Annotated in this window: 18 protein-coding genes and 1 CRISPR repeat array; of the genes, 4 read left to right on the forward strand and 14 right to left on the reverse strand. The window is 44.3% G+C overall.

The genetic code is table 11. The features are described 5' to 3' along the window. Positions 1-241: 241 nt before the first annotated feature. The 3 genes from FD723_RS01625 to FD723_RS01635 all read left to right on the forward strand — a co-directional run bounded on the left by FD723_RS01625 (position 242) and on the right by FD723_RS01635 (position 3,292). Positions 242-1,099 (forward strand): nitrate ABC transporter ATP-binding protein, encoded by an 858-nt coding sequence (locus FD723_RS01625; RefSeq protein ID WP_179063801.1) that lies wholly within the window; start codon positions 242-244, stop codon positions 1,097-1,099. Between the two features lie 316 nt (positions 1,100-1,415). Further along, positions 1,416-2,381, forward strand: coding sequence for an aldo/keto reductase (locus FD723_RS01630; RefSeq protein ID WP_179063802.1), 966 nt, complete (start codon positions 1,416-1,418; stop codon positions 2,379-2,381). A gap of 95 nt (positions 2,382-2,476) precedes the next feature. Then, a complete protein-coding gene (locus FD723_RS01635) occupies positions 2,477-3,292 on the forward strand; it encodes a class I SAM-dependent methyltransferase (RefSeq protein WP_179063803.1) in 816 nt (271 codons plus the stop codon). Positions 3,293-3,527: 235 nt separating this feature from the next. Here the strand turns inward: FD723_RS01635 and FD723_RS01640 are convergent, their stop codons facing one another. The 14 genes from FD723_RS01640 to FD723_RS01705 form a co-directional block, all read right to left on the reverse strand. Beyond that, positions 3,528-4,424: a MetQ/NlpA family ABC transporter substrate-binding protein gene (locus FD723_RS01640; RefSeq protein ID WP_179063804.1), complete on the reverse strand. Its 897-nt coding sequence runs from the start codon at positions 4,422-4,424 to the stop codon at positions 3,528-3,530. A 16-nt stretch (positions 4,425-4,440) separates the two neighbouring features. Further along, positions 4,441-5,799: an LLM class flavin-dependent oxidoreductase gene (locus FD723_RS01645; RefSeq protein WP_179063805.1), complete on the reverse strand. Its 1,359-nt coding sequence runs from the start codon at positions 5,797-5,799 to the stop codon at positions 4,441-4,443. 27 nt (positions 5,800-5,826) lie between these two features. Next, entirely contained in the window at positions 5,827-6,879 is a 1,053-nt protein-coding gene (locus FD723_RS01650; protein ID WP_179063806.1) for a PhnD/SsuA/transferrin family substrate-binding protein, read from the reverse strand. A gap of 232 nt (positions 6,880-7,111) precedes the next feature. Then, on the reverse strand, positions 7,112-8,170 hold the full coding sequence (locus FD723_RS01655; protein WP_179063807.1) for a nitrate ABC transporter substrate-binding protein: 1,059 nt from the start codon (positions 8,168-8,170) through the stop codon (positions 7,112-7,114). After that, positions 8,167-8,949 carry an ABC transporter ATP-binding protein gene (locus FD723_RS01660; protein ID WP_218651778.1) on the reverse strand — a complete coding sequence of 261 codons (783 nt, stop codon included), beginning with the start codon at positions 8,947-8,949 and terminating at the stop codon, positions 8,167-8,169. The genes FD723_RS01655 and FD723_RS01660 overlap by 4 nt, the downstream gene beginning before the upstream one ends. Further along, on the reverse strand, positions 8,936-9,814 hold the full coding sequence (locus FD723_RS01665; RefSeq protein WP_218651779.1) for an ABC transporter permease: 879 nt from the start codon (positions 9,812-9,814) through the stop codon (positions 8,936-8,938). Before FD723_RS01665 ends, FD723_RS01660 begins: the two co-directional genes overlap by 14 nt. A gap of 452 nt (positions 9,815-10,266) precedes the next feature. Beyond that, a CRISPR array of direct repeats spans positions 10,267-10,599; the repeat unit is 36 nt; unit sequence GTTTCCATCCCCTTTCGGGGCGATGTGATTGTAAAG. 597 nt (positions 10,600-11,196) lie between these two features. Then, complete coding sequence (locus FD723_RS01670) at positions 11,197-12,528, reverse strand: LLM class flavin-dependent oxidoreductase (protein WP_179063808.1); 1,332 nt, start codon at positions 12,526-12,528, stop codon at positions 11,197-11,199. A 430-nt stretch (positions 12,529-12,958) separates the two neighbouring features. Continuing rightward, on the reverse strand, positions 12,959-15,442 hold the full coding sequence (recG, locus tag FD723_RS01675; RefSeq protein WP_179063809.1) for an ATP-dependent DNA helicase RecG: 2,484 nt from the start codon (positions 15,440-15,442) through the stop codon (positions 12,959-12,961). 74 nt (positions 15,443-15,516) lie between these two features. After that, positions 15,517-16,344, reverse strand: coding sequence for a hypothetical protein (locus tag FD723_RS01680; RefSeq protein ID WP_179063810.1), 828 nt, complete (start codon positions 16,342-16,344; stop codon positions 15,517-15,519). A 216-nt stretch (positions 16,345-16,560) separates the two neighbouring features. Beyond that, the gene (gene tsf / locus FD723_RS01685) at positions 16,561-17,505 is read right to left on the reverse strand and encodes a translation elongation factor Ts (RefSeq protein WP_179063811.1); all 945 of its coding nucleotides are present in this window, start codon (positions 17,503-17,505) and stop codon (positions 16,561-16,563) included. Between the two features lie 194 nt (positions 17,506-17,699). Further along, positions 17,700-18,494, reverse strand: coding sequence for a 30S ribosomal protein S2 (gene rpsB / locus FD723_RS01690; protein ID WP_179068989.1), 795 nt, complete (start codon positions 18,492-18,494; stop codon positions 17,700-17,702). 224 nt (positions 18,495-18,718) lie between these two features. Then, positions 18,719-18,886 carry a hypothetical protein gene (locus FD723_RS01695; RefSeq protein ID WP_179063812.1) on the reverse strand — a complete coding sequence of 56 codons (168 nt, stop codon included), beginning with the start codon at positions 18,884-18,886 and terminating at the stop codon, positions 18,719-18,721. 343 nt (positions 18,887-19,229) lie between these two features. Beyond that, positions 19,230-19,949 (reverse strand): Uma2 family endonuclease, encoded by a 720-nt coding sequence (locus tag FD723_RS01700; RefSeq protein WP_179063813.1) that lies wholly within the window; start codon positions 19,947-19,949, stop codon positions 19,230-19,232. Between the two features lie 144 nt (positions 19,950-20,093). Beyond that, positions 20,094-20,891, reverse strand: coding sequence for an HAD family hydrolase (locus tag FD723_RS01705; protein WP_179063814.1), 798 nt, complete (start codon positions 20,889-20,891; stop codon positions 20,094-20,096). A 104-nt stretch (positions 20,892-20,995) separates the two neighbouring features. Here FD723_RS01705 and FD723_RS01710 point away from each other — a divergent pair, with 104 nt between their 5' ends. Next, positions 20,996-21,811: a hypothetical protein gene (locus FD723_RS01710; protein ID WP_179063815.1), complete on the forward strand. Its 816-nt coding sequence runs from the start codon at positions 20,996-20,998 to the stop codon at positions 21,809-21,811. Positions 21,812-21,859: the final 48 nt, after the last annotated feature.

Consider the following 21,859-nt stretch of genomic DNA (forward strand, 5'->3'; position numbering starts at 1 on the left):
GAAAGAGAGATGTGGAAGAAGTAAGACATCTTACTTCTTATGGGGTGGGCGATACGAGTGCCCGTAATTAAAGGCGGGCAAGATGCCCACTTCACACGATTAAATAATTTTAGTTGTTAAAAATCTTTTGAACTCCGTTAACGAGTCTTTGAACTTCATTAAGAAACCTCTAGGTTGCAGCGACTAGTCCCCAATCCCTAATTCCCAGTCTCCAATACCCAATACCCAATACCCAAATACCATGCAAAACCGCAACTCAACAGCTACAAACACACTAGGAAAACCATTAACTACTACAACTACCAGCCGCAGACCTTTCCTAGAAATTAAAGACGTTACCAAAGTCTACCCGACCAAGAAAGGCCCCTTCACCGTACTCGACGGCGTTAATCTCAACGTCGAACAAGGCGAGTTTATTTGCGTCATCGGCCACTCTGGCTGTGGCAAATCGACACTACTAAATATGGTATCTGGTTTTAACTTTCCCACTTCTGGGCAAGTGTTGCTGGAAGGAGAACCCATTACCCAACCAGGCCCAGACAGGATGGTTGTCTTCCAAAACTATGCTTTGCTACCTTGGCGGACTGCTTTTGAAAACATCTACTTAGCTGTTAACGCCGTTTATCCCAACAAACCACAAGCCGAAAAAAGAGCGATCGTCCGCGATCATCTAGCAATGGTGGGACTGGCTGATGCGATGGAAAAGAAACCGATGCAAATGTCCGGCGGGATGAGACAACGGGTTTCTATCGCCCGTGCTTTGGCAATTCGTCCGAAAGTTTTAATTTTAGATGAACCTTTTGGGGCGCTAGATGCCATTACCAAAGAAGAGTTACAAGAAGAATTGCTCAAAATTTGGGGCGATAACCGCTGTACAGTGCTGATGATTACCCACGACATCGACGAGGCACTATTTTTAGCAGATAAATTGGTGATGATGACCAATGGCCCCCATGCGAAAATTGGCGAAGTTATGGAAATTCCTTTTTCTCGTCCGCGCGATCGCGCCAGAATCATGGAAGATCCACAATATTACCAATTACGTAACTATGCCCTAGACTTCCTCTTTAACCGCTTTGCCCATGATGATGTAGGTTAAGCTAATCCTCATTCATTTTTTCCAGAATAATTCTTTGTTCTTCCCGTCATCACCTCGCATGGTGACGGGAATCACGCGTTGGGATTCCAGCTAATTTTTCTGACATAACCAAAATACCCTGCTTCTAAAAAGCGAAAGTAGTATTGGAGAGATAAGAGGACTTGATTTTGGATTATTTTCCATGATACTCTGCATTTATCTATCTAAATACTAATTATCAATAGACTTATCGTAATTTAAATAGCAGACTGTATTTTTCATTTGAATTAGCCACAGTTGGCACAAGTAATTTCTAAAACTGTCTTGAGAAAAACTTATGGTCATTACACAAAGACGTAAACTTGGACGTTCAGGACTAGAAGTATCACCGCTATCTTTTGGTGGCAACGTGTTTGGGTGGACAATTGATGAAAATACTTCGTTTGAAATTTTAGATCACTTTATAGCGGCTGGAGGTAATTTTATTGACACAGCCGATGTCTATTCCAAGTGGGTTTCAGGAAATCAAGGTGGAGAGTCTGAGGCAATTTTAGGAAAATGGCTCAAGCAGCGTGGTAATCGCGATCAAGTGGTGATTGCTACTAAGGTTGGTAACGATATGGGTGTTAAAGGCAAAGGGCTTTCTCGTAAACACATCCAACAAGCTGTTGAAGACTCATTGCAAAGGTTGCAAACTGATTATATTGATCTATATCAATCACATATCGACGATGAAAATACTCCACTTGAAGAAACTCTTGAAACCTACGGAGAATTAATTCGTCAAGGAAAAGTACGTGCAATTGGTGCTTCAAATTATAGTGCAGAACGTCTCTTAAAAGCATTAGAAATCAGCCGTAAGTATAGCTATCCTCGCTACGAAAGTCTTCAGCCTCGTTATAACTTGTATGACAGAGATGATTATGAACAAGATTTACAAAAAATTTCCCAAGAACAGGAAATTGGTGTGATTAACTATTCCTCTCTGTGCAGTGGCTTTCTCTCTGGTAAATATCGCTCAGAAAAAGATTTGTCTATTAGTCTCCGTGGTAATTCCGTAAAAAGATATTTAAATCCTCGCGGTTTCCGAATTCTAGAGGCAATTGATCGAGTGGCAAAGACTTATAATTCCACTCCCACCCAAGTTTCTTTAGCGTGGTTGATTGCTAATCCGACTATTACTGCTCCTATTGTTAGTGCAACAAAGATTGAGCAACTCAACGATATCATTAAATCTGTCAATCTCAACCTCGATCAAGATGCAATTGACCTTCTAAATCAAGCCAGTTCTTCAGAAATTTAGTTAGGAAAAACCCTTGATTTTTTAATAATTATCATTACGTAGCTTCTCTTGTTTAGTTGTACTAATACGAATGATTTTTTCACATAAGGATCGATATGACTAACACAATTTCTTTTGATCGAGTGTCTGATATTTACGATGCAACTAGGGGATTTCCACCAGGTATTTCTGAGCAAGTCACCGACTTTATTCTCAATCTAGTTTCACCAACAGCAGAGACTAAATTCTATGAAACGGGTATCGGTACTGGCAGAATTGCTGTTCCAATTGCTAAAAGAGGTTATTCATACACTGGTGTAGATGTTTCCGAAAATATGTTGGCTGAACTGCACCAAAAATTAGAGGGTGTATCCCATCAATTAACAGCAATCAAAGGAGATGCTACGGCTTTACCATTTGATGATAATTCTTTTGATGTAGCTTTAACAGTTCATGTGTTTCACCTGATTGCTGCTTGGAAGCAAGCTTTAGCAGAAATCCGTCGCGTTCTCAAACCTGGTGGTATTTTGCTCTACACTCACGGTCAGGCTGCCTCTGTTAAGGCTGATGAAGATGTCAATTCGCAGAGATGGGAATTTACTGAGCGTTGGAAAGCTATATTAGATGGCTACGGTCATCCTTTACCGCATTATGGTGCGACGGAAGAAGAGGTGTTGACAGAGTTGCAAGTACAAGGTGCTACTTTATCCACCGAAATTGCTGCCCAATGGCGAGTTGAAGATACTGTGGGCAAATTGCTAGAAAACCAAGAAAACAAAATCCAAAGTGCAGCTTGGACGATTCCTGATGAGATATTTACTCGTGCTGTTCAAGACTTGCGGGAGTGGGCTTTGCAACACTACGGTTCACTAGATTATATTTTGCCCCAAGAACGTCAGTTCAAAATTGTTGTAGTACGCAATTGGGCTTAATTTATGATGCACTAGCAAATTGGTAGATCCTATTGGGGATACAAGGGGGACAAGGGAGAGATATTGCTTTGTCATCCCTTGTCTCCCTTTCTCCCTGCTCCCCTGCCGCCTCAATGTGCAAACTATAATCACAACAGCTTAGATGCGATCGCCGATCCGGTTGTGAGAAGAAAATAGCGGCGCTTTATCACTGTTGAAACTTTGTGTATGACGCTCATCTCAATTATCTTGTAGTTTAGAATGAAGGCACGACAGTACCCTTATAGTTGGTGTTGATAAAATCTTTCAATTTCGGATCGAGAAGCAATTTATTGAGTTTTTGGATGTTGGGGTCATTTGCTTTTTCGGGTAAAATTGCCAAGCCTGTGGCATATTTTTTGTCGGCAATCCCAATATCATCTAACGCAATGGGGGTAAGATTTATCTTGGCTTGGAGAAGGAAGGATGAATATGCCACAGCTAAATCAAGATCGTCCAACGCTCTAGCAAGGGCGTAATTGTCTAATTCCTTGATTTTGAGATTTTTGGGATGGGCAATTATATCTTGCACGGTGAAATACTCACCTGACTTTTCTTTCAAATTGATTAAACCAAGATGTTTCAGAAATTTTAAAGCGCGATCCTGATTACTATCATCATTAGAAATACCAATTGTCGCTCCTACCGGAATTTCACCAACGGTTTTTATTTTTAGCCGTTTTGAGTAGAGTGCAAATACAGAAGTATAGCTGCGATTGAGCATGACAAAATCCGCATTAAGTCTTTTAGCAGCTTGCTTCATAAATAGTTCATGCTGGAAAAGATTAGCATCAATTTCCCGATTTTTCAGGGCATCATTAATCTTTACCGAATCGCCAATTGTCACGATTTGGAACTCTAAGCCTTGACTAGGAGCTAGCTCTTTTTGAATGAATTTTAAAATATCTTCAGTGACAGTATTTCGAGAGCCGACTTTCAGTAGTGATGTTTTAGCTGGCTGGGTAGTTGACTGGCTGACTAATTGACTCGTTGGTGAATTTTGCTTGGGTGTGCAACTAGCAAAAAAAATCGATGCGATCGCTGATCCTGTTGTGATGAGAAAATAGCGGCGCTTTATCCTTATTGAACTATTTACTTTGTGTTTTAAACTCATTCGATCATCTCCTCATTTAGAATACAGGTGCAATAACAGCCTCACGTTTTTGGCGAGCATATCGGCTCTCTGGCCTTTCAAGTCCATAGTGTTCTCGGAGGGTGCGACCAGTATATTCAGTGCGGAAAATACCCCGACGGCGCAACTCTGGCACAACAAAATCAACGAATGTTTCCAACCCTGAGGCGATTACGTCTGGAACTACATTGAACCCACCGACTGCACCCGATAGAAACCATTCCTCGATGGAATCTGCCACTTGTTCCGGCGTTCCGACAATAATTCGGTGCATCGTACCACCACCGCCTAGCGCTTTAATCAACTCGCGCACAGTTAGATTGCCACGTCTAGCAACATCAACTGCAACTTTGAACATAGTTTGATTCCCATCTACTGGCAATGGCAAATTCTCAGGCAAACCCTTGTCCAACTGCAAAACCTCAGGCTCGACCTGAAGTATATTAGCTAACCTACCAAGCCCGTATTCAATTGGTACTAGTTCCCAAAGTTCTTGTTCGCGGCGCTTTGCTTCCGCTTCCGTGCTGGCAATAACGGTGACAAGACCTGGTAGGATGACAATTGAATTTGGCGATCGCTTAAATTTCCTAGCGCGGTCACGTAAATCATTGGCATAAGCAATTGCCTGTGGCAACGATTGGGCAGATGTAAAGACCACTTCTGCATATTTCGCTGCCAAGTCTCGGCCATCATCAGAGCCGCCAGCTTGTACCAAAACTGGCCGACCCTGTGGCGATCGCGGCACATTCAACGGCCCTTGTACAGAAAAATACTTACCCTGGTGATTGATTTTATGTACGCGAGAGGTATCGATAAAACGCGCAGAAGCTTTATCACCAATGAATGCGTCGTCCTCCCAACTATCCCAAAGGGCTTGTACCACCTCAGTAAATTCCCCGGCTCTTTCATAGCGTGAGCCATGTGAGACAACATCGGTCTGGCTAAAGTTATGAGCAGCTTCAACATTAGCCGTTGTCACCACATTCCAGCCGACGCGACCGCCACTGGCATGATCTAACGACGCAAAGCGCCGGGCAATATTATAGGGTTCATTATATGTAGTAGATGCTGTGGCAATCAAGCCAATGCGTTCGGTAGCTGCTGCCACTGTCGCTAGAGCGATCGTTGGCTCCAGCGATTGAAATGGCCGATATTCAGGATGATCGCTAAGAGCAGGATGATCCGCAAGAAAAACTGCATCGAAAGTCCCACGTTCACACAGCTTGGCTGTACGCACATAATATTGAATATCCGCATTAAAAGCACCCGGATCGCTATCAGGCCAACGCCAAGCCGAGCTATAGTTGCCAGCATTATTAAAAAGTAAATTCAGGTGTAATTGAGGACGATTAGTCATTACTTTGATTCCCATTACGAATTAGTATTAGCCAGTCGTTACCGAATTGAACTTCCGGCTTAACTCAACACTGACATCAATTTTTTTGGTGATATCTCCCGATTCCAGCAAGATATCGGCAATACGTTGTTGACGCTTCACCAGATCATCATCAATAGGAACGAATGCTGCTGAACTTACTGAAGCGAAGTATTTTGCTCGTTTGGGTGTCTGCTTGCGTTTTTCGACGTAAATCTTTTCTACAACATCAAGATTTTTGGCAAACCAAGACCAGTGAGTTCGTAATCGCGTTAAAAATTCAGCCAGTGCTTTGCTCTTATCAGCATCGCCAATCACATCGTTGCGCGCCGCGAAAGCAGTAGCCCCTAAAATTCCGAGGTCTTCTCCATATACCAAAACACGAGATTTCCCGCTATCAATATCTTCCTTGATCGCGCCCAAACTTCCTGAATATACGTCAGCACGACCTGATGTGAAAGCCGCTGCGGCCGCGGAGCCGTCAACAAGCATCACAGGTTCGATATCAGTGGCTTTCAACCCTGCTTTGCTGCGCGACAAGACGTATGTTAAGTAATTTAATCCCCCAAAATTGGAAGCCCATTTCTTGCCACGTAAATCTGCGAGTGTCTTAATATTGCCACTGGTATGCACGGCCGTGACATACGTCCGAAACGATGGGTCGGGGTTCTTCCACAAAGCCACAATCTGGAGAGGGATATTCGCCTCCGTCCATTCTGTTTTCGCTCGACCTTGCTCAATGATTAATGAAGTGTCACCCAACAAACCGACATCAATGGCTTTAGAGTAGAGTGCCGAGAGTTGTGCGGCAGGTCCGGGAATAATTGCCCATTGTAAATCGAATGGTAATCCATCCAGCACCCCAGATGCGATTACGGTCTCTTGTAAGGCGTTATCTTGTAAACCGACAATGAGCTTGAGTCTGTCTGAGCTAGAACTCACAGGTTTGGCTGTGACTGAAGCTTTGTCACTTTCGCTCTTGGGAAGATCGCGGCAGCTAGCAAGTACTCCAACAGTAAATGCTCCCAGAGATATAAGAATGCGTCGTCTGTTAAATCTCATCAGTGGTCTCCAGTTCAACGCTCCACAAGGTTAGCTGTACGTACATAAGTAGTTGTATGTAAATTATTGGTCAAATTAAAAGCTTGTGTAACCTCGTTAACCTCGTTCCCAGCCTCCAGGCTGGGAATGTATTCACAGAGGCTCTGCCTCTGGTCAAGAAAGAGGAGGCGGAGCCTCCCTGAATGGGTTCCCAGCCTGGACGCTGGGAACCAGTTAATTAGTAATTATTTGCTCATGCAGATGGTACTGTTGCGGAATTGAACTTCCGGGTGTTATGAACGCTGACATCGATTTTTTTAGAAATCTCTCCCGCCTGAAACAATCTATCGGCAAGATTTTGGTTACGCTTAAGCAAATCATCATTAACGGGAAAAAATGCGGCAAAGCTTTGTGCTGCGAAATATTTTGCTAACTTTGGTTTTTGCTTGCGTTTCTCGATATAAATCTTTTCGACAGTATCGAGATTTTTGCCATACCAGTCGTAGTGCTTGCGGACTCGCTCGAAGAACTCAGCCAATGCCTTGCTCTTATCTGGATCACGAATGACATCTGTGCGAGCTGTAAAAGCACCGCCAGCAAACATTCCTAGATCCTCTGCATGAAGCAAAATCCGCGCTTCACCACTATCTAGGGCTTCTTTAATCGTGCCGACGCTTCCCGAAAACACATCAGCACGACCTGCTTTAAATGCAGAACCAGCAGCAGCTCCGTCAACGAGTTGTATATAGTTGATATCTGTCACCTTCAGCCCCGCTTCGATTCGTGACAAGACGTACATGAAATAATTGATCCCACCAAAATTTGAGACCCATTTTTTGCCCCGGAGATCCGCCAATGTCTTGATATTGGCACTGTTGCGTACAGCAGTGATGGTGGCTCGGTATGCTGGATCGGGGTTCTTCCGATAAGCCACGTTCTGGATGGGGGCGGTTTCCTCTGTCCATTCAAATTTTGCATTACCTTGTTCTACGATCAGCGTACTGTCACCCACCAAACCGACATCGATCGCTTTGGAATAGAGTGCGGCTAACTGGGCAGCAGGCCCCGGAATCACTGCCCATTGCAGATCGAAGGGCAATCCTTCCAGCACTCCAGAGGCCGCGACAGTTTCTTGTAAAGCGTTATCCTGTTGTCCGACAATCAGCTTGACTCGCCCAATGCTAGAACTCACAGGTCTGGCTGTGACTGAAGCCTTGCCACTTTCGCTTTTGGAAAGATCGCGGCAGCTGGCGATCGCTCCCGCAGTCAGTGCGCCAAGGGATACGAGAACGTCACGTCGGCGAAATCTCATGATTGCCTCCAGTTCGACACAACTGTATTTTCGATGATGTGGTTTGGTAATACGCCGAGTTCTGCCAGTAAGCGAACGCGGAGGGCTACAAAGGCCGGATCGGCGCGATCGCGGGGTTTGTCCACATTGACTGTTAAATCAAGGCCGACAGAGCCGTTTGCCAGTACCAGAATGCGATCGGCAAGTAGGATTGCTTCGTCAACATCGTGGGTGACGAGAACGACAGCAGGATGATGGCGTTCCCAGAGTTGAGCGACTAGTTCGTACATTTTGATCCGAGTCAGGGCATCAAGGCTAGCGAATGGCTCGTCGAGAAGTAGCAGACTCGGCTCTCTTACCAAGGCTCTAGCCAGGGCCACACGTTGAGCTTCCCCACCGGAGAGGGTTTTGGGCCAAGCATCAACATGGTTGCGAAGTCCGACTTCCTCCAAAGCTTGCACCGCATCTCGGCGTGCGCCACGTCCTTTGTGTCCCAATACCACGTTTTCCCAGACTCGTTTGGCCAGAATGAGCCGTGGCTCTTGGAAAACAACCGCGCGGTTTGCCGCCACTCGAACTGAGCCGCCATCGCTTCTGTCAAGTCCCGATAACAGACGCAGCAGTGTAGTTTTACCAGTACCGGAGGGGCCAAGCACTGCCACAAATTCTGCGGGACGGATTGTCAGATCAATACCGTCGAGAACAGCCCGTTTGCCAAAAATGCGGCGGACGTTGGTGAGTTCAACTGCGTGGGACGAGCTAATTTGGGTTGGTGTGTAAACGTGATTAACTAAGGACAATGTTAGGCCTCCAAGGTAGAGCTAGCCGTTCAATTAGACGCATCACAACATCATTGGTAATACCAAGCGCTGCATAAACGATGATGCCTGCAATGATGATGTCGGCTCGTTGGTTAGCGTTGGCATTGTTGAGGATATAGCCGATGCCCGATCGCGCATTGATTTGCTCGGCTACAACTAGCGCCAGTAAAGAGGTTCCGGCGGAGAAGCGTAGACCAACCAAAATGGAAGGTAATGCGGTCGGGAGGATTACATAGCGCACTGTCTCCTGGCGCGAAAGTCCGAAGACGGTAGCAGCCTCTAAGAGTTTGGGATCAACACCGCGAACACCTGCGTAGGTATTTAAATAAATTGGAAAGATAGTGGCAACAGTAATCACAATAATTTTGGCTGTCTCATCGATGCCAAACCAAGTAATGAATAGTGGAACGAGGGCGATAAATGGGATCGTCCGCAACATCTGGAGTGGCGCATCGAAGATTTCTTCACCAATCCGCCACAGTCCAGCAAATAGCCCTAGCCCCAGACCAATTGTGCCGCCGATGGCTAGACCAGTTAAGGAACGCGATAAGGAAGTTGGTAGTGCTTCTTGGAGGTCGCCGAGTCTGATTAACTCTGCAAATGCCGCTAAAATATCCGTCGGAGACGGAAGAATCTGCGGTGGGACGATGCCAAATACCGAAACCATCTGCCAGAGGATGATAATCAATGCTGGGCTGGCTACTCTCAACAGCCGACCACGCCAAAGATCCCATCCCTCATGCCAGGGCGATCGCTTGCTTCTGGCGCTGAGATCCACAAGCACTAGAGGTTGATCGAATAGTTCTGCGTCTGGTTTAACCCCGCTTGAATCGAAAGCACTCACGATAAAAACCTGAATTTTATTTATGGTGAATTAAGATAATCTGATACGGAATAAAGATGATTTCCAAAAAAAGATTTTCCTGTTTTGGCGAGATCGGTGCTTTCGCCTTGAGATCCAAATAAATTTTAATCTACTAAAAATCTATCGGATTGTCGTAGATTGATAATCCCAAATTTTCTACAAGTTGTCAATTTGTTTTAATGTCTTTTTGCAACAAAGATTCCAGGTTGAAAAGAGATGTTGAAGCGATAACTTCTCTACGAGACGCTGCGCGAAGGTTAAGTTGCGTGAACGCATTTAGGCAATGGCTTCAAAATTGCGATCGCTGTGAATCAAAAGTCAGCTATTTTCCAGTTTTGTTTATCAGCATTATCAGGCAGTAGATATGGCTCGTGGTAGACATCGCCTGACTTCAATTAAGTAAGCGAGACATTGCACTGGCTATTTCAACTTTTTTTATCCCCTTTCGGGGTGGTGCGATCGTCAAGCTCGAACGCTTCTCCAATCTCGGTTACTGTGAGCAGTTTCCATCCCCTTTCGGGGAAATGTGATTGTAAAGCTATATCTACCGAACCCAGCCACTCAACCCAACGTGAGCATGTTTCCATCCCCTTTCGGGGCGATGTGATTGTAAAGGGTTAGAGATTTTCCCATACACCCAATTCAATATTGACGGGTTTCCATCCCCTTTCGGGGCGATGTGATTGTAAAGAAAATCTTTGCATAAACAATCCAAAAACCGTCATAATGTTTCCATCCCCTTTCGGGGCGATGTGATTGTAAAGAGTTCACTTCTGGAAGCTTTACAGGCAAAGGGTTTGAGATACCCCAATCGACGCATCTCTGAAAAATGAAAAAAATATTTCAAAAATTTGTCAATTTTGCAGCTTGGAAACTATGCTGTATAAGGCATCGACGCATGTAAACGTTCGCGCAGCGTCTCGTAGAGAAGTTATGGGGTTTTCAAGGTTCGGGCGAGATGCGTGGATGAACGACACACGATGTTTTTAAAATAAAACTTTTTAGGAATTTTGGTCAAATTTATTACGCAATTGTTACAAAAAACTAAGGGATTTTGAGCGATTGCATCTCTACGCCAAGATTACAACGGTTTTTATGTATTCAGACTACAGGACTTACGGAAAATAATGAAAAACGAACCGCATTCGCGCAGCGTCTCCCCTTGGGAGAAGGACGCATTCGCGCAGCGTCTCGTCAGAGAAGGACACAAAGGAATAAGAGTTTCAGAGAGAGATAAAGAGTAGCGATCGCACCTGTGACAAAAAGCTAGGCTGTAATGACGTAGAGTTGTAGTGTGTGCGTAAATCCTGAAAAGTAGCGATCGCACTTATGACAAAAAACTAAGCTGTTAAAATCATAGGTTAAATATCCTTGAAAAAACGGTTGATGGGGCGCGTTAGTCCCAGATTTTCGCGCAGAGTGTTACCTTCATACTCTTTACGGAAGATTCCCCGCTGTTGGAGTTCTGGGATAACCTTGTCGATAAAATCATTCAATCCTTCCGGCAGATAAGGGAACATGATGTTGAAACCGTCAGACCCTTCCTCAGTCAGCCATTGCTCCATATCATCGGCTATTGTTTGGGGCGTGCCGACAAACGCCAGTCCGCCATAACTGCCGACGCGTTGAGCTAGCTGTCTAATAGTTAACTTCTCACGTTGCGCCACCGCCACTACTCGCTCGCGAGAACTTTGTCCGGCGTTAGTCTGCGGAATTTCTGGCAATGGGCCATCTGGATCGAAGCTCGAAACGTCGTAGCCAAGTGCGCCATTCAAGCTAGCAATACCACTGTCATAGTGTACCAGACTATCTAAATGGGCACGCTTGGCGATCGCCTCTTCCACAGTTTCGCCTACGATGACCAAAGCACCTGGAAGAATTTTGATGCTTTCTGGGTCGCGTCCAATAGCCCACGCTCGTTTCTTAATATCAGCAAATAAAGCCTTACCTGCTTCCAGATTACTAGCAGGTGCAAACACAACCTCGGCAGTTTCGGCCGCTAATTGCCGTCCTGCTTCGGAAGCACCAGCCTGAACAATCACCGGCCAACCTTGGACTGGTCTAGCGATGTTCAACGGCCCACGCACTGAGAGATGTTTTCCCTGATGATCCAAAACGTGAATTTTTGCGGGATCGAAATAAATTCCCGATTCCACATCTCGAATAAAGGCATCGTCAGCGAAGGAATCCCAAAGACCAGTGACGACATCATAGAATTCTCTAGCGCGCACATAGCGTTCATCATGCTCTACTTCTTCTTTCAAACCAAAGTTGAGCGCTGCATCTGGATTGGATGTGGTGACAATGTTCCAGCCGGCGCGGCCGCCACTGATATGGTCAAGAGACGCGAACCGACGAGCAATGTGGAAAGGCTGATCGTAAGTTGTGGAAGCAGTAGCAACGAGTCCGATGTGTTCAGTAACGCTGGCGAGGGCAGAAAGCAGAGTGAAAGGCTCGAAAGAAGTAATGGTGTGGCTGCGTTTTAGTGCGTTGATTGGCATATTTAGCACAGCTAAGTGATCCGCCATAAAGAATGCGTCAAACTTGCCCTGCTCTAGTTTTTGGATGAATTGTTTCAGCGCCGGGAAGTTAAAATTGGCATCAGGCAAAGCCCCAGGATAGCGCCAAGCGCCTGTATGTATGCTTACTGGGCGCATGAACGCGCCTAGCTTTAATTGCTTTGATCTGCTCATTAGCTCTCCATAAACATTAGTTTTCAACGCGCCACTTTACTAATGGTTTATACAATAAATGAATTTAATTAAGAAGTAAAAAGATAATTCCCATCAATAAATTGAGGGGATTTGATAAGGATCTATTATTTCGCTCTACGAGATACCAAAGGCGATCGCGCTACGCCACGACGCTCGTTCGCTCTTAGCGTCTCCCTTTGGGAGAAGACTTGCTAACGCTGCGCTATCGTTAACGTGAGTTCGACTGGTCATATCATGTTTACCCAAAAGACCTCTCCCTGGTTTTACTACGCAAAACCTGTCCCTCTCCGACTCGGAGAGGGACAGACTTGAACTTTAGTTCAAGGCAGGGAGAGGTCTGTCGAACTCACGTCAAGTTAAACCAGATGCCCACCCCACAATATTGGATAATTTATTTCTTGGAGTTCCCTTAGGTTAAAATTGCTCCACCCATTAATCGCTCATACCGATACTTCAATTCTTCTTTCATCAAATACCAACGTTCTAAAGTTGCATCCATCTCTATAATTTTTTCTGCTGCTTGCCGCGCTAAAAGTAAAACTTCTTCATCTTCAACCAAACTTGCTAAGGTAAAATCTGGCACTCCTGATTGACGAGTTCCCAGTACTTGCCCTGGCCCACGAAAACGCATATCCATCTCAGAAATGAAAAAACCATCCTGAGATTGTTCCAATACCTTCAAACGTTGTTGAGCATCAGGACTTCTGGAACTGCTCATCAACAGACAGTAAGATTGAGCCGCGCCACGACCGACACGCCCCCGCAGTTGGTGCAGTTGTGATAAGCCAAATCGTTCCGCATTTTCAATGAGCATCACCGTAGCATTCGGTACGTCTACACCAACCTCAACAACGGTAGTGGAAACTAAAATTTGTGTTTGGTTATCACGGAATTTGGTAATAGATTCGTCTTTTTCAGCTGAACTCATGCGACCATGCAGCAGCCCCACTTGAAAGTCGGGAAAAATGCTTTCCTGTAACTTTTGATGCTCATCAACAGCCGATCGCAAATCTAGTTTTTCTGATTCTTCTACCAAGGGTAAAACCACATAAACTTGTCTACCTTGGGCAATTTCTCGGCGGATGAGGTCATAAGCATGGTTGCGTTGCTGACCTGACAATACTGTTGTCTGAATCTTTTGCCGTCCTGGCGGTAACTCATCAATCTGGCTGACATCTAAATCCCCGTGTATTGTCAGTGCTAGGGTTCTAGGAATTGGGGTAGCTGTCATTGTTAAGACGTGGGGTTGCTCGCCTTTTTGCTGCAAACGCGCCCGTTGTTCTACCCCAAAGCGGTGCTGTTCATCTATCACTACTAACCCTAGTTGCTGGAAGTTTACAGGGTCTTGAATCAAGGCATGGGTTCCTACTAATAAAGGTAATTCACCAGTTCCTAACTGAGAATGTATTTGTCTTCTTTTCGCAGCTTTGGTGGAACCTGTCAGTAATTCCACTGGTAAATGCAAGAGATTAAACCAACTAACTAACTTGCGATAATGTTGTTCTGCCAAAACTTCTGTGGGAGCCATCAGCGCCGCTTGGTAGCCAGATTGAATTGCCGCAAGGATAGCCAGTACGGCGACAACTGTTTTCCCAGAACCGACATCGCCTTGCACCAAACGATTCATTGGCACAGATTTTTGTAAATCGTTAAGAATGTCGTTAAGGACTCGTTGTTGTGCGCCAGTGAGTTGAAAAGGTAGTATTTCGTAGAATTTCTCTACAAGTTGACCGCGTGGGACGAGGATGGCGCTAGTTTGAATCGCTCTTGCTTGCTGTTGACGTTGTAGTAAACCAAGTTGCAGGTAGAAAAATTCATCAAAGACTAAGCGACGACGGGCAACTTGTAGGGCGGTGCTATCGCTAGGAAAATGGATATTAGCGATCGCATCTTTCAATTCCATCAAACCATACTTCTGGCGCAAACCACTTGGCAAAGGGTCTTTCAGGTTAGCCGCAGCAGGCAAAGCAGTAATTACCGCCTGTCGTACTGTATTCGCCACCACGCCCTCAGTTAGTCCATAAATTGGCACTACCCGCCCAATATTTAGCGACTCAATCGTATCTCCTGGATTTGCCAAAACCTCTAGTTCGGGGTTATCCAGTGTCAAGCCGTATTTACTTTCTTTCACCAACCCACACGCCGCCAGAATACTACCGACTGGATAACGGCGTTTTAAACTTTCTTGCCAAGCGCGACTGCTAAAGCGCGTACCTGCGTAAAAACGACCAATTTTGATTTGACCGCTATTATCTTTTACTACGAGTTCTAAAATTGATAATTTCTGATTTTTCGGGCTAGTAAAGCAGTTGCAACGTTTTACTGTTGCCACTATTGTCACTGTCTCACCCGCCTGTAACTCGCGGATATTCACTTGACGCGCATAATCAATATGGTCGCGAGGATAGTAGAAAAGCAAATCGCGGACAGTATGTAAACCAAGCCTTGCCAAATTATCAGCTTTTTTAAACCCTATTTCTGGCAAATCACTGAGTTTTTGTTCAATTTTCGGTGCAAGCCTCCGACTTACCTCAGCAACAATTGAAGATTTCGGATTTTGGATTTTTAATTGATTAATTTTCCCCTGCTCCCTGCTCCCTGCTCCCTGCTTCCCTTGCTCCTCTTGCTGTAGTTGTGATAGATACCTGCGAGTTTCAGCTACTAAGTGTTGTCTTTCTTCCAATGCTAGATGTGGATAACTGGCAAATTGCACCGCTAGTCCTTGCCAACGGCGGCGTTCAGTTTGGGGTAAGCCTGTTGGGAATTTGCCCAAAGTTAGACTCAGAAATTCACTGAAACGGTATTCTCTGCCTACCAAGTCTGTAAAGCCACGTTCGGCTTCTATTGCCAAGGCTTTATGCAATCGTATCCAATCTGGTTTTTCATTAGTCATTGGTTATTAGTCATTAGTCATTGGTCATTAGTCATTGGTCATTGGTCATTTGACTCTGGACAAAGGACAAAGGACTAATCTTCAAACCAACTAGAACGCCACGCGGCTTCAGCTTCCGCGATCGCTCTCTCTTTATGTTTTTTTTGATACTCTCGTCCTAACTTGTTTAGCTGAACTAAAATATTGCGGATTTGCCTGCGCTCAGAGGAAAGTGTCACATCAGCAAATTCAATTTCCCCTAGCCGCAGGTTAATAGCCATAATTTGTGTCAGTCCAGAATCTTCTAACTGCTGCTCATTTTCAATTTCAATTACTAAGTTTAATAAGTTTGGTGGCCCTGGCATTACCTCGGCAGATGCTTCTGATGCTGCTGCCGCTGCTGCTAAAATCGGTTCTGGTAATTTTTTGGGTAATACACCAGCTTTTTGTAATAAAAGATTAGCATCGTGCGAAAGTTTTTTCAGTATCTCTTGCGTGACCTCTTCTAATTTCTGCTGCCATGTTGCCAGTTCTATAGGATTAGAAGTATCGGGTATAAGAGGCTCAGGGATAGGCTTATCCAGAGTCACAAAAGATGAAGAAGTAACATTTTCCTCATCTCCCCCAGTTTCCTCACTTTCCTCACTTTTAATATAAATGAGCAATTGTTCAGCCGCCAGTTGACCCAACTTGCGGATGGCTTGTTGCAATTGTTGCCGCTGATTCAATGACAAGTGCAGAAAGTTTTCGGGATACCCTTGGGTACAGAGGTGGTAACTTGCGAGAATCAACTGTTTTCGTACAGCTAGCCCTAAAGTGGCTAGATAACTAGCATAAGCGGTCTGTAGTTCTACTGCGATCGCTCGGATCGTTTCTTTCAGTGCTGCAATATCCTGCTCAATTCGCTCGATTGCTCTTGCCATATATTTTCGTTTCTGCCCATCTGAACCATTACATAGTACAAATGTACAAATTTATTTTAGGATAACTTTCCAGAGAATTTTAGATTTTAAATTTTTAGATTTTAAATTAAATGCGATATTTCGCGTCTGTAATAAATAAAATACAGGTCAAGCAAATAGCCTGACCTGTTTTGTCATTAGTCATTTATCCAGAGTCTAATGACTAATGACTAATAATTAGACACTGCCAATTTGTGCAGCAACTTCATCAGCAAAGCTAATTTCTTGCTTTTCAATGCCTTCGCCAAGTATATAACGGACAAAGCGAGTCACTTGAATCTCTTCGCCTAATTGGGCCTTCGCTTGCTTCAAGAGGTCTTCCACGGAAATACTCTGATCGCGAATGTAAGGCTGATCGAGCAAAGTCAATTCTTTTAGGCGTTTTTCAATCCGTCCCTGAACAATTTTCTCTTTGATGTTATCTGGCTTGTTCGCCAAATCATCCTTGCCCAATTCAATGTCTTTTTCCTTTTGGGCAACTTCGGCAGGGATTTGGTCTACGCTCACATACTCGACATTTGGGCAAGCCGCAACTTGCATTGCAGCGTTCCGTGCCAAGGTTTGGAACTCTGAATTAGCAGCCACCGACTCAGTTTGGGAACCCAGTTCTACTAAGACACCAACTCGACCGCCAGTGTGAATGTAGCTGTCTACGATACCTTGTGTGCCTTCTGCTATTGCATAATTAACAAAGCGACGCACTTGGATTTTTTCACCAAGGGTGGCAATAGTTTGCTTGATGAATTCTTCTACAGTCCCACTTTCATTCTCAATATAGGGTTGAGCGAGCAAAGACTCAACACTATCAGCTGTCGCTGCTTGCTTTGCTAGGTTCTTAACTAAAGCTTTAAAAGCCTCGTTACGAGCAACAAAGTCTGTTTGACAGTTGACTTCTATGAGTACTCCCACTTGACCACTAGGCTGAATGTAAGTTTCTACCAGACCTTCTGCCGCAATGCGATCGTTTTTTGCCCCCGCCTTAGAGATGCCCTTTTTCCGTAGCCAGTCTGCGGCTTCTTCTACGTTGCCTTCAGTCTCTATCAGCGCCTTTTTGCAGTCCATCATGCCGGCACCAGTTTTTTGGCGTAGCTCTTGGACGAGTTTTGCAGATATTTCCGCCATGTTGCCTCAATTCCTAACTTGACCTCGAGTTGTAATCGCTCACTGAATTTAGTACTGAGTGCTGAGTTTTGAGTGTTTCAGTTATCAATTTTATTCTTCATTGACAAATCACAACTTACAACTTCAAAAATCAAGACTCAGCACTATTCAATTTGCTGAGTCTTTCTATCTTACTCAGCACTCAGCACCCAGAACTATTCTTCTGTTTCCTCGTCGGGGATTACGGCATCAGTATATTCGGTTTCTTCGTAGTCATCGTCATACTCACCACCGTCGTAATCTTCGTCATACTCTTCAGCTTCCAGCTGACCGTGACGACCTTCATAAATGGCATCCGCCAATTTTCCGACTATCAGCTTAATTGATCTGATCGCATCGTCGTTTGCGGGGATGGGGATATCTACTACATCTGGGTCACAGTTTGTATCCAACATGGACACAATGGGAATATTCAGCTTTTGGCATTCTTGAACTGCGTTATATTCCCGCCGTTGGTCTACAATTACCACGATATCGGGCACTTTCCGCATTGTTTTAATGCCGCCCAAGTATTTCTGAAGCTTCGTCATTTCCCGACGTAGCATTGATGCTTCTTTTTTCGGCAATAAATCTAGTGCGCCAGTTTCTTCACGGCGTTCTAAATCTTTCAGGCGGTCAACCCGTGTTTTGATGGTTGCCCAGTTGGTCAACATTCCACCTAACCAGCGTTGGTTAATGTAGTGTGAACCACAACGGCTGGCTTCTTGGGCAATAATTCCAGCTGCTTGGCGCTTGGTGCCGACAAAAAGAAATTTCTTCCCTTGTTCTGCGTTTGATCGCATGTAGTTGTAAGCATTATCCATCAACTGGGCAGTTTGCACCAAGTCGATAATATGCACACCATTGCGGGAAGTATAAATGTAAGGAGACATTTTTGGGTTCCAACGCCGGGTCTGATGCCCAAAGTGAACCCCTGACTCCATCATCTGAGCCAATGAAACTACTGGCATATATTTTTCAACTCCGATTCGGGTTAAACCTCCATCCAAGTGTATTTCCCAACTGGGAAACACCCGAATTCTTAGATGTGCGAGATTAGTTAACCATACTAGGTTAGCATATTCAGAAGTGTTGTAGCTGGTTGACAGAGTAAGGGCAAAAAATAACGTTGCCAACTCAACAATTAGGCAATGCTATTTTTCTATTAAACTCAAAATACCTATCTACTCGCGGTCTACTCGCGGTCTTCTTGGTCTTTGGGTTTAGGTTTTTGTCGCCGTTGTTCTACCTGATCGTCGATAGTTTCTCTCATTTTGCGATCGGCAGCGTCCATTGCAGAATACTTAAAGCGGTTGATTATGCCACTGAACAAGTTGCTAAAGAATCTTTCGATTTCTTGCATAATTTTATACCTCAGTATTTAAAGGTAAATTCTTGACTCGACATTAGCCTTGGACTTTCTAATGGAAGTGGGAAATGAAACGCTAATCTGTACTTGAAGTATCTGTTAGTCTCTTAGCGTATTTAAGTACTTAAAGGACTGGCGGTTTGTTTATCCTTTAAACAGTTTTGTTTGAAAATGACTGTATAAAACAATATTCTCAATCAAATCAGTATTGTTGAGACTTAAAAGATTGAAACGCTTTGGACGTTTATATATTGTATTCTGTCTAAGGTAATAAATGTGGCAAGGACACAGGTAACAAATTGTTTCCTTGGCAAATTCGTGGGCACGGGTCTGTATGTTACTCAATAGTATCAGGGTCTACATTAAGCGATCGCAACCTCGCCTTTAATTGTTCTATCTGCAATTCTGCCTGTTCTGCTCGTTGGCGTTCCTGTTCTACCAGTTCTTCTGCCTGCTGTCTTGCTAAAACTTCCTGCCTTAAAGCCTGTGCCAGTTCATCAGGGATCAGTAATTTTTCCCCTGTATCCTCTCGGTAAAACCCAATTAGCTTTCCCTCAATCACCAAGCGCAGTTGTAAAGGTTCACTGCGTCCATCCTCTATAGGTTCGTAGATTTCTCCCCGCAGGCGATAGCCACGTAGCTGTTGTTCCACCCATTCGCCTTTCGGATCAAATAGCCAGTATTCTTTAACACCTAGCTGCTCATAGAGGGTCTTTTTGAAGATTTCGTCTTGTCCCTTTGTCCCAAAGGATGTCATTTCAAAAATAACTGTGGGTACTTGTCCCTCTTCCCAGATTTTATAGTTGTCTCGACCGCCAGATGCAACATCAAAAATCACCATCACATCTGGGGCTACCCGCAATTTGGGAAAGCCCTGTGCATAGTAAAGAAATTGATTTCCTAATACTGTTGCCTGACGATTTGCCAAATACTGTTTCAGGACTTCTAAGGTAGTTAGTAAGGCATAAAGGTGGTCGTAGGTTTCTGCCACTGGTTGACCATCAGCACTGGGGTAGAAGATTTCTGATTCGACACTAACAGGGACAGTAGCCGTCACGTCGCTTCGCTCCGAATTCAAAATTCAAAATTCAAAATTAACAATCACCATAAATAAATTCAGTCGCTCTGTATCATGAATCTGTTTCGGTTATGGTTGTGAAATCAGTGCTACGAGATTATTGTAGAACAACTCTAGTTCTTCCTAACTTGAGATATGCAAGCTTTGCAAAATATAACTAGATAATTCACAAAATCCTTCCCCTTCGGCAGCAGTGGTAATATAAGCAGGCTGATATTTCAACTGATTCAAATATTCCAGCACGTTAGCCACGCCTACAGAAACAGGAAAATAACGCCGATCGAATAAACTTTCATCATTGGGGCTATCGCCAACAGTGACAATTTGTTCTGGTGAGTACTGGGGTAAATATTCACGCAATACCTGCAACAATCCCACAGCCTTATCTTGACCTTGGGGTTTAATGTGACACTGCACGTTGCTATAAGTAAATCCCCAGCCCATTTGTTGACACAGATAATCTAGGGTTTGTAGTTCGTCTTGACGCAAACCAGTGACATCAAAAGTCCAGTCGGTGAGGCGAAAGCGATTATCAGTAGATTCTTGAATTTGGGGAAATTTAGTTTGTAAATTCTCAAAAGTGGTAGCCAAATGCTGGCGATGTTGAGCTAAGTCGGGAATGGGTGTTAAGATTACTGGTTTCTGGTTCCCTGGTGGAAAGTACAAACCGCCATTTTCTGCGATCGCACCTGCTACTGGCATAATCGCACTCAATCCACTTACCCACCCAGCCGAACGCCCGGTGACAATTAGCACTTTAATGTCAGCTGCGGCTAAATCCTCTAAAGCTTGCAGCAGTGCGGGAGTAAATTTTCCTCGTCTAGTTAGAGTGCCATCCATATCTGTGGCTATGAGACGAATCTTGCTCAAGGAAGCAGATGAAATCTCAGACAGGGTAAGAAGGCTCAAATGCCTGGACATAGGCGGTTTGTAAAAAGCTGTAAAAAATATTAATCATACAGCAAGATGGCATTGATTTTTTGGGCATCCTAAACATCAGGAGTCAAGTTTTTCAGTTTCCAACCATGTCCACTTTGATGTTTCTTGCCCAATCCTCCGGGACAAAGACTAAAAAGGCATCCCAGGAAGTGCCAGCAAGTAATCCTCAGATACCACCATTATTGTTGGTAACTTCAGGAGGACTGGCTTTAGCGGTGATTGCTTTGATTGTGTATAGTAAGCTCCAGAAGGATAAGCTGGAGAAAAAACTCAAGTTTGAACAATTCCGCGCGCGAGAACTAGAGAAAAAGTTTAAGCTGGCGCTGGAAACAATTCGCAAAATGGAAACGAATCCCGATTTGGTGAACTCACGAGACTTTAACCTAGATTATCTGCGAATGCGGATGTCAGAGGAGGTGTTTCATTTTGCAATTCTTAATCAAGTGAAGATTCAGATTAAAGAAAAGATTTCTCAAGCCTTGCGTCCAAATCAAGCACAACTTGGATCGGTCGGAATTGCTAATAGCGCGGGACGGCAAGTAGATGAAATTTTTGATGTAGAGTATGAAACTGGTAGTCCAGGTAGCTCTGCTAAACGAGTGCTGTTTCGGATTCAAATCAAGTTAATGAAGTTACCTACGCAAGCAACTTCTGCGACTATTAGTCAAATTATTGATTGTATAGAAACTTACTTAAGCCCTATAGAAGACGAAGATAGTTGGCAACCAATAATTCAAGGTCGAATTGCTACTATGCATTGGGATCAAAAGGCTAAACCTACGCCTTTACTGGTGCTAGAACAATCGAATGAAGGCGTAAATGTAACTTTCCGTACTAGTCGCCAACCAAATACCCCAACTCCGTCACCTGGAACTAAAAAATCAGGCTCGGCTAGACAATAAATTATGGCTATTATTGGTCATTGGTCATTAGTCATTGGTCATTCACAA

The organism is Nostoc sp. C052 (genome assembly GCF_013393905.1).
Taxonomy (GTDB): Bacteria; Cyanobacteriota; Cyanobacteriia; order Cyanobacteriales; family Nostocaceae; genus Nostoc.

Coding starts and splice junctions, on each gene's coding strand:
- FD723_RS01625 (WP_179063801.1), top strand. CDS start 242: ATGCAAAACCGCAACTCAACAGCTACAAACACACTAGGAAAACCATTA.
- FD723_RS01630 (WP_179063802.1), top strand. CDS start 1,416: ATGGTCATTACACAAAGACGTAAACTTGGACGTTCAGGACTAGAAGTA.
- FD723_RS01635 (WP_179063803.1), top strand. CDS start 2,477: ATGACTAACACAATTTCTTTTGATCGAGTGTCTGATATTTACGATGCA.
- FD723_RS01640 (WP_179063804.1), bottom strand. CDS start 4,424: ATGAGTTTAAAACACAAAGTAAATAGTTCAATAAGGATAAAGCGCCGC.
- FD723_RS01645 (WP_179063805.1), bottom strand. CDS start 5,799: ATGACTAATCGTCCTCAATTACACCTGAATTTACTTTTTAATAATGCT.
- FD723_RS01650 (WP_179063806.1), bottom strand. CDS start 6,879: ATGAGATTTAACAGACGACGCATTCTTATATCTCTGGGAGCATTTACT.
- FD723_RS01655 (WP_179063807.1), bottom strand. CDS start 8,170: ATGAGATTTCGCCGACGTGACGTTCTCGTATCCCTTGGCGCACTGACT.
- FD723_RS01670 (WP_179063808.1), bottom strand. CDS start 12,528: ATGAGCAGATCAAAGCAATTAAAGCTAGGCGCGTTCATGCGCCCAGTA.
- recG (WP_179063809.1), bottom strand. CDS start 15,442: ATGACTAATGAAAAACCAGATTGGATACGATTGCATAAAGCCTTGGCA.
- FD723_RS01680 (WP_179063810.1), bottom strand. CDS start 16,344: ATGGCAAGAGCAATCGAGCGAATTGAGCAGGATATTGCAGCACTGAAA.
- tsf (WP_179063811.1), bottom strand. CDS start 17,505: ATGGCGGAAATATCTGCAAAACTCGTCCAAGAGCTACGCCAAAAAACT.
- rpsB (WP_179068989.1), bottom strand. CDS start 18,494: ATGCCAGTAGTTTCATTGGCTCAGATGATGGAGTCAGGGGTTCACTTT.
- FD723_RS01695 (WP_179063812.1), bottom strand. CDS start 18,886: ATGCAAGAAATCGAAAGATTCTTTAGCAACTTGTTCAGTGGCATAATC.
- FD723_RS01705 (WP_179063814.1), bottom strand. CDS start 20,891: ATGTCCAGGCATTTGAGCCTTCTTACCCTGTCTGAGATTTCATCTGCT.
- FD723_RS01710 (WP_179063815.1), top strand. CDS start 20,996: ATGTCCACTTTGATGTTTCTTGCCCAATCCTCCGGGACAAAGACTAAA.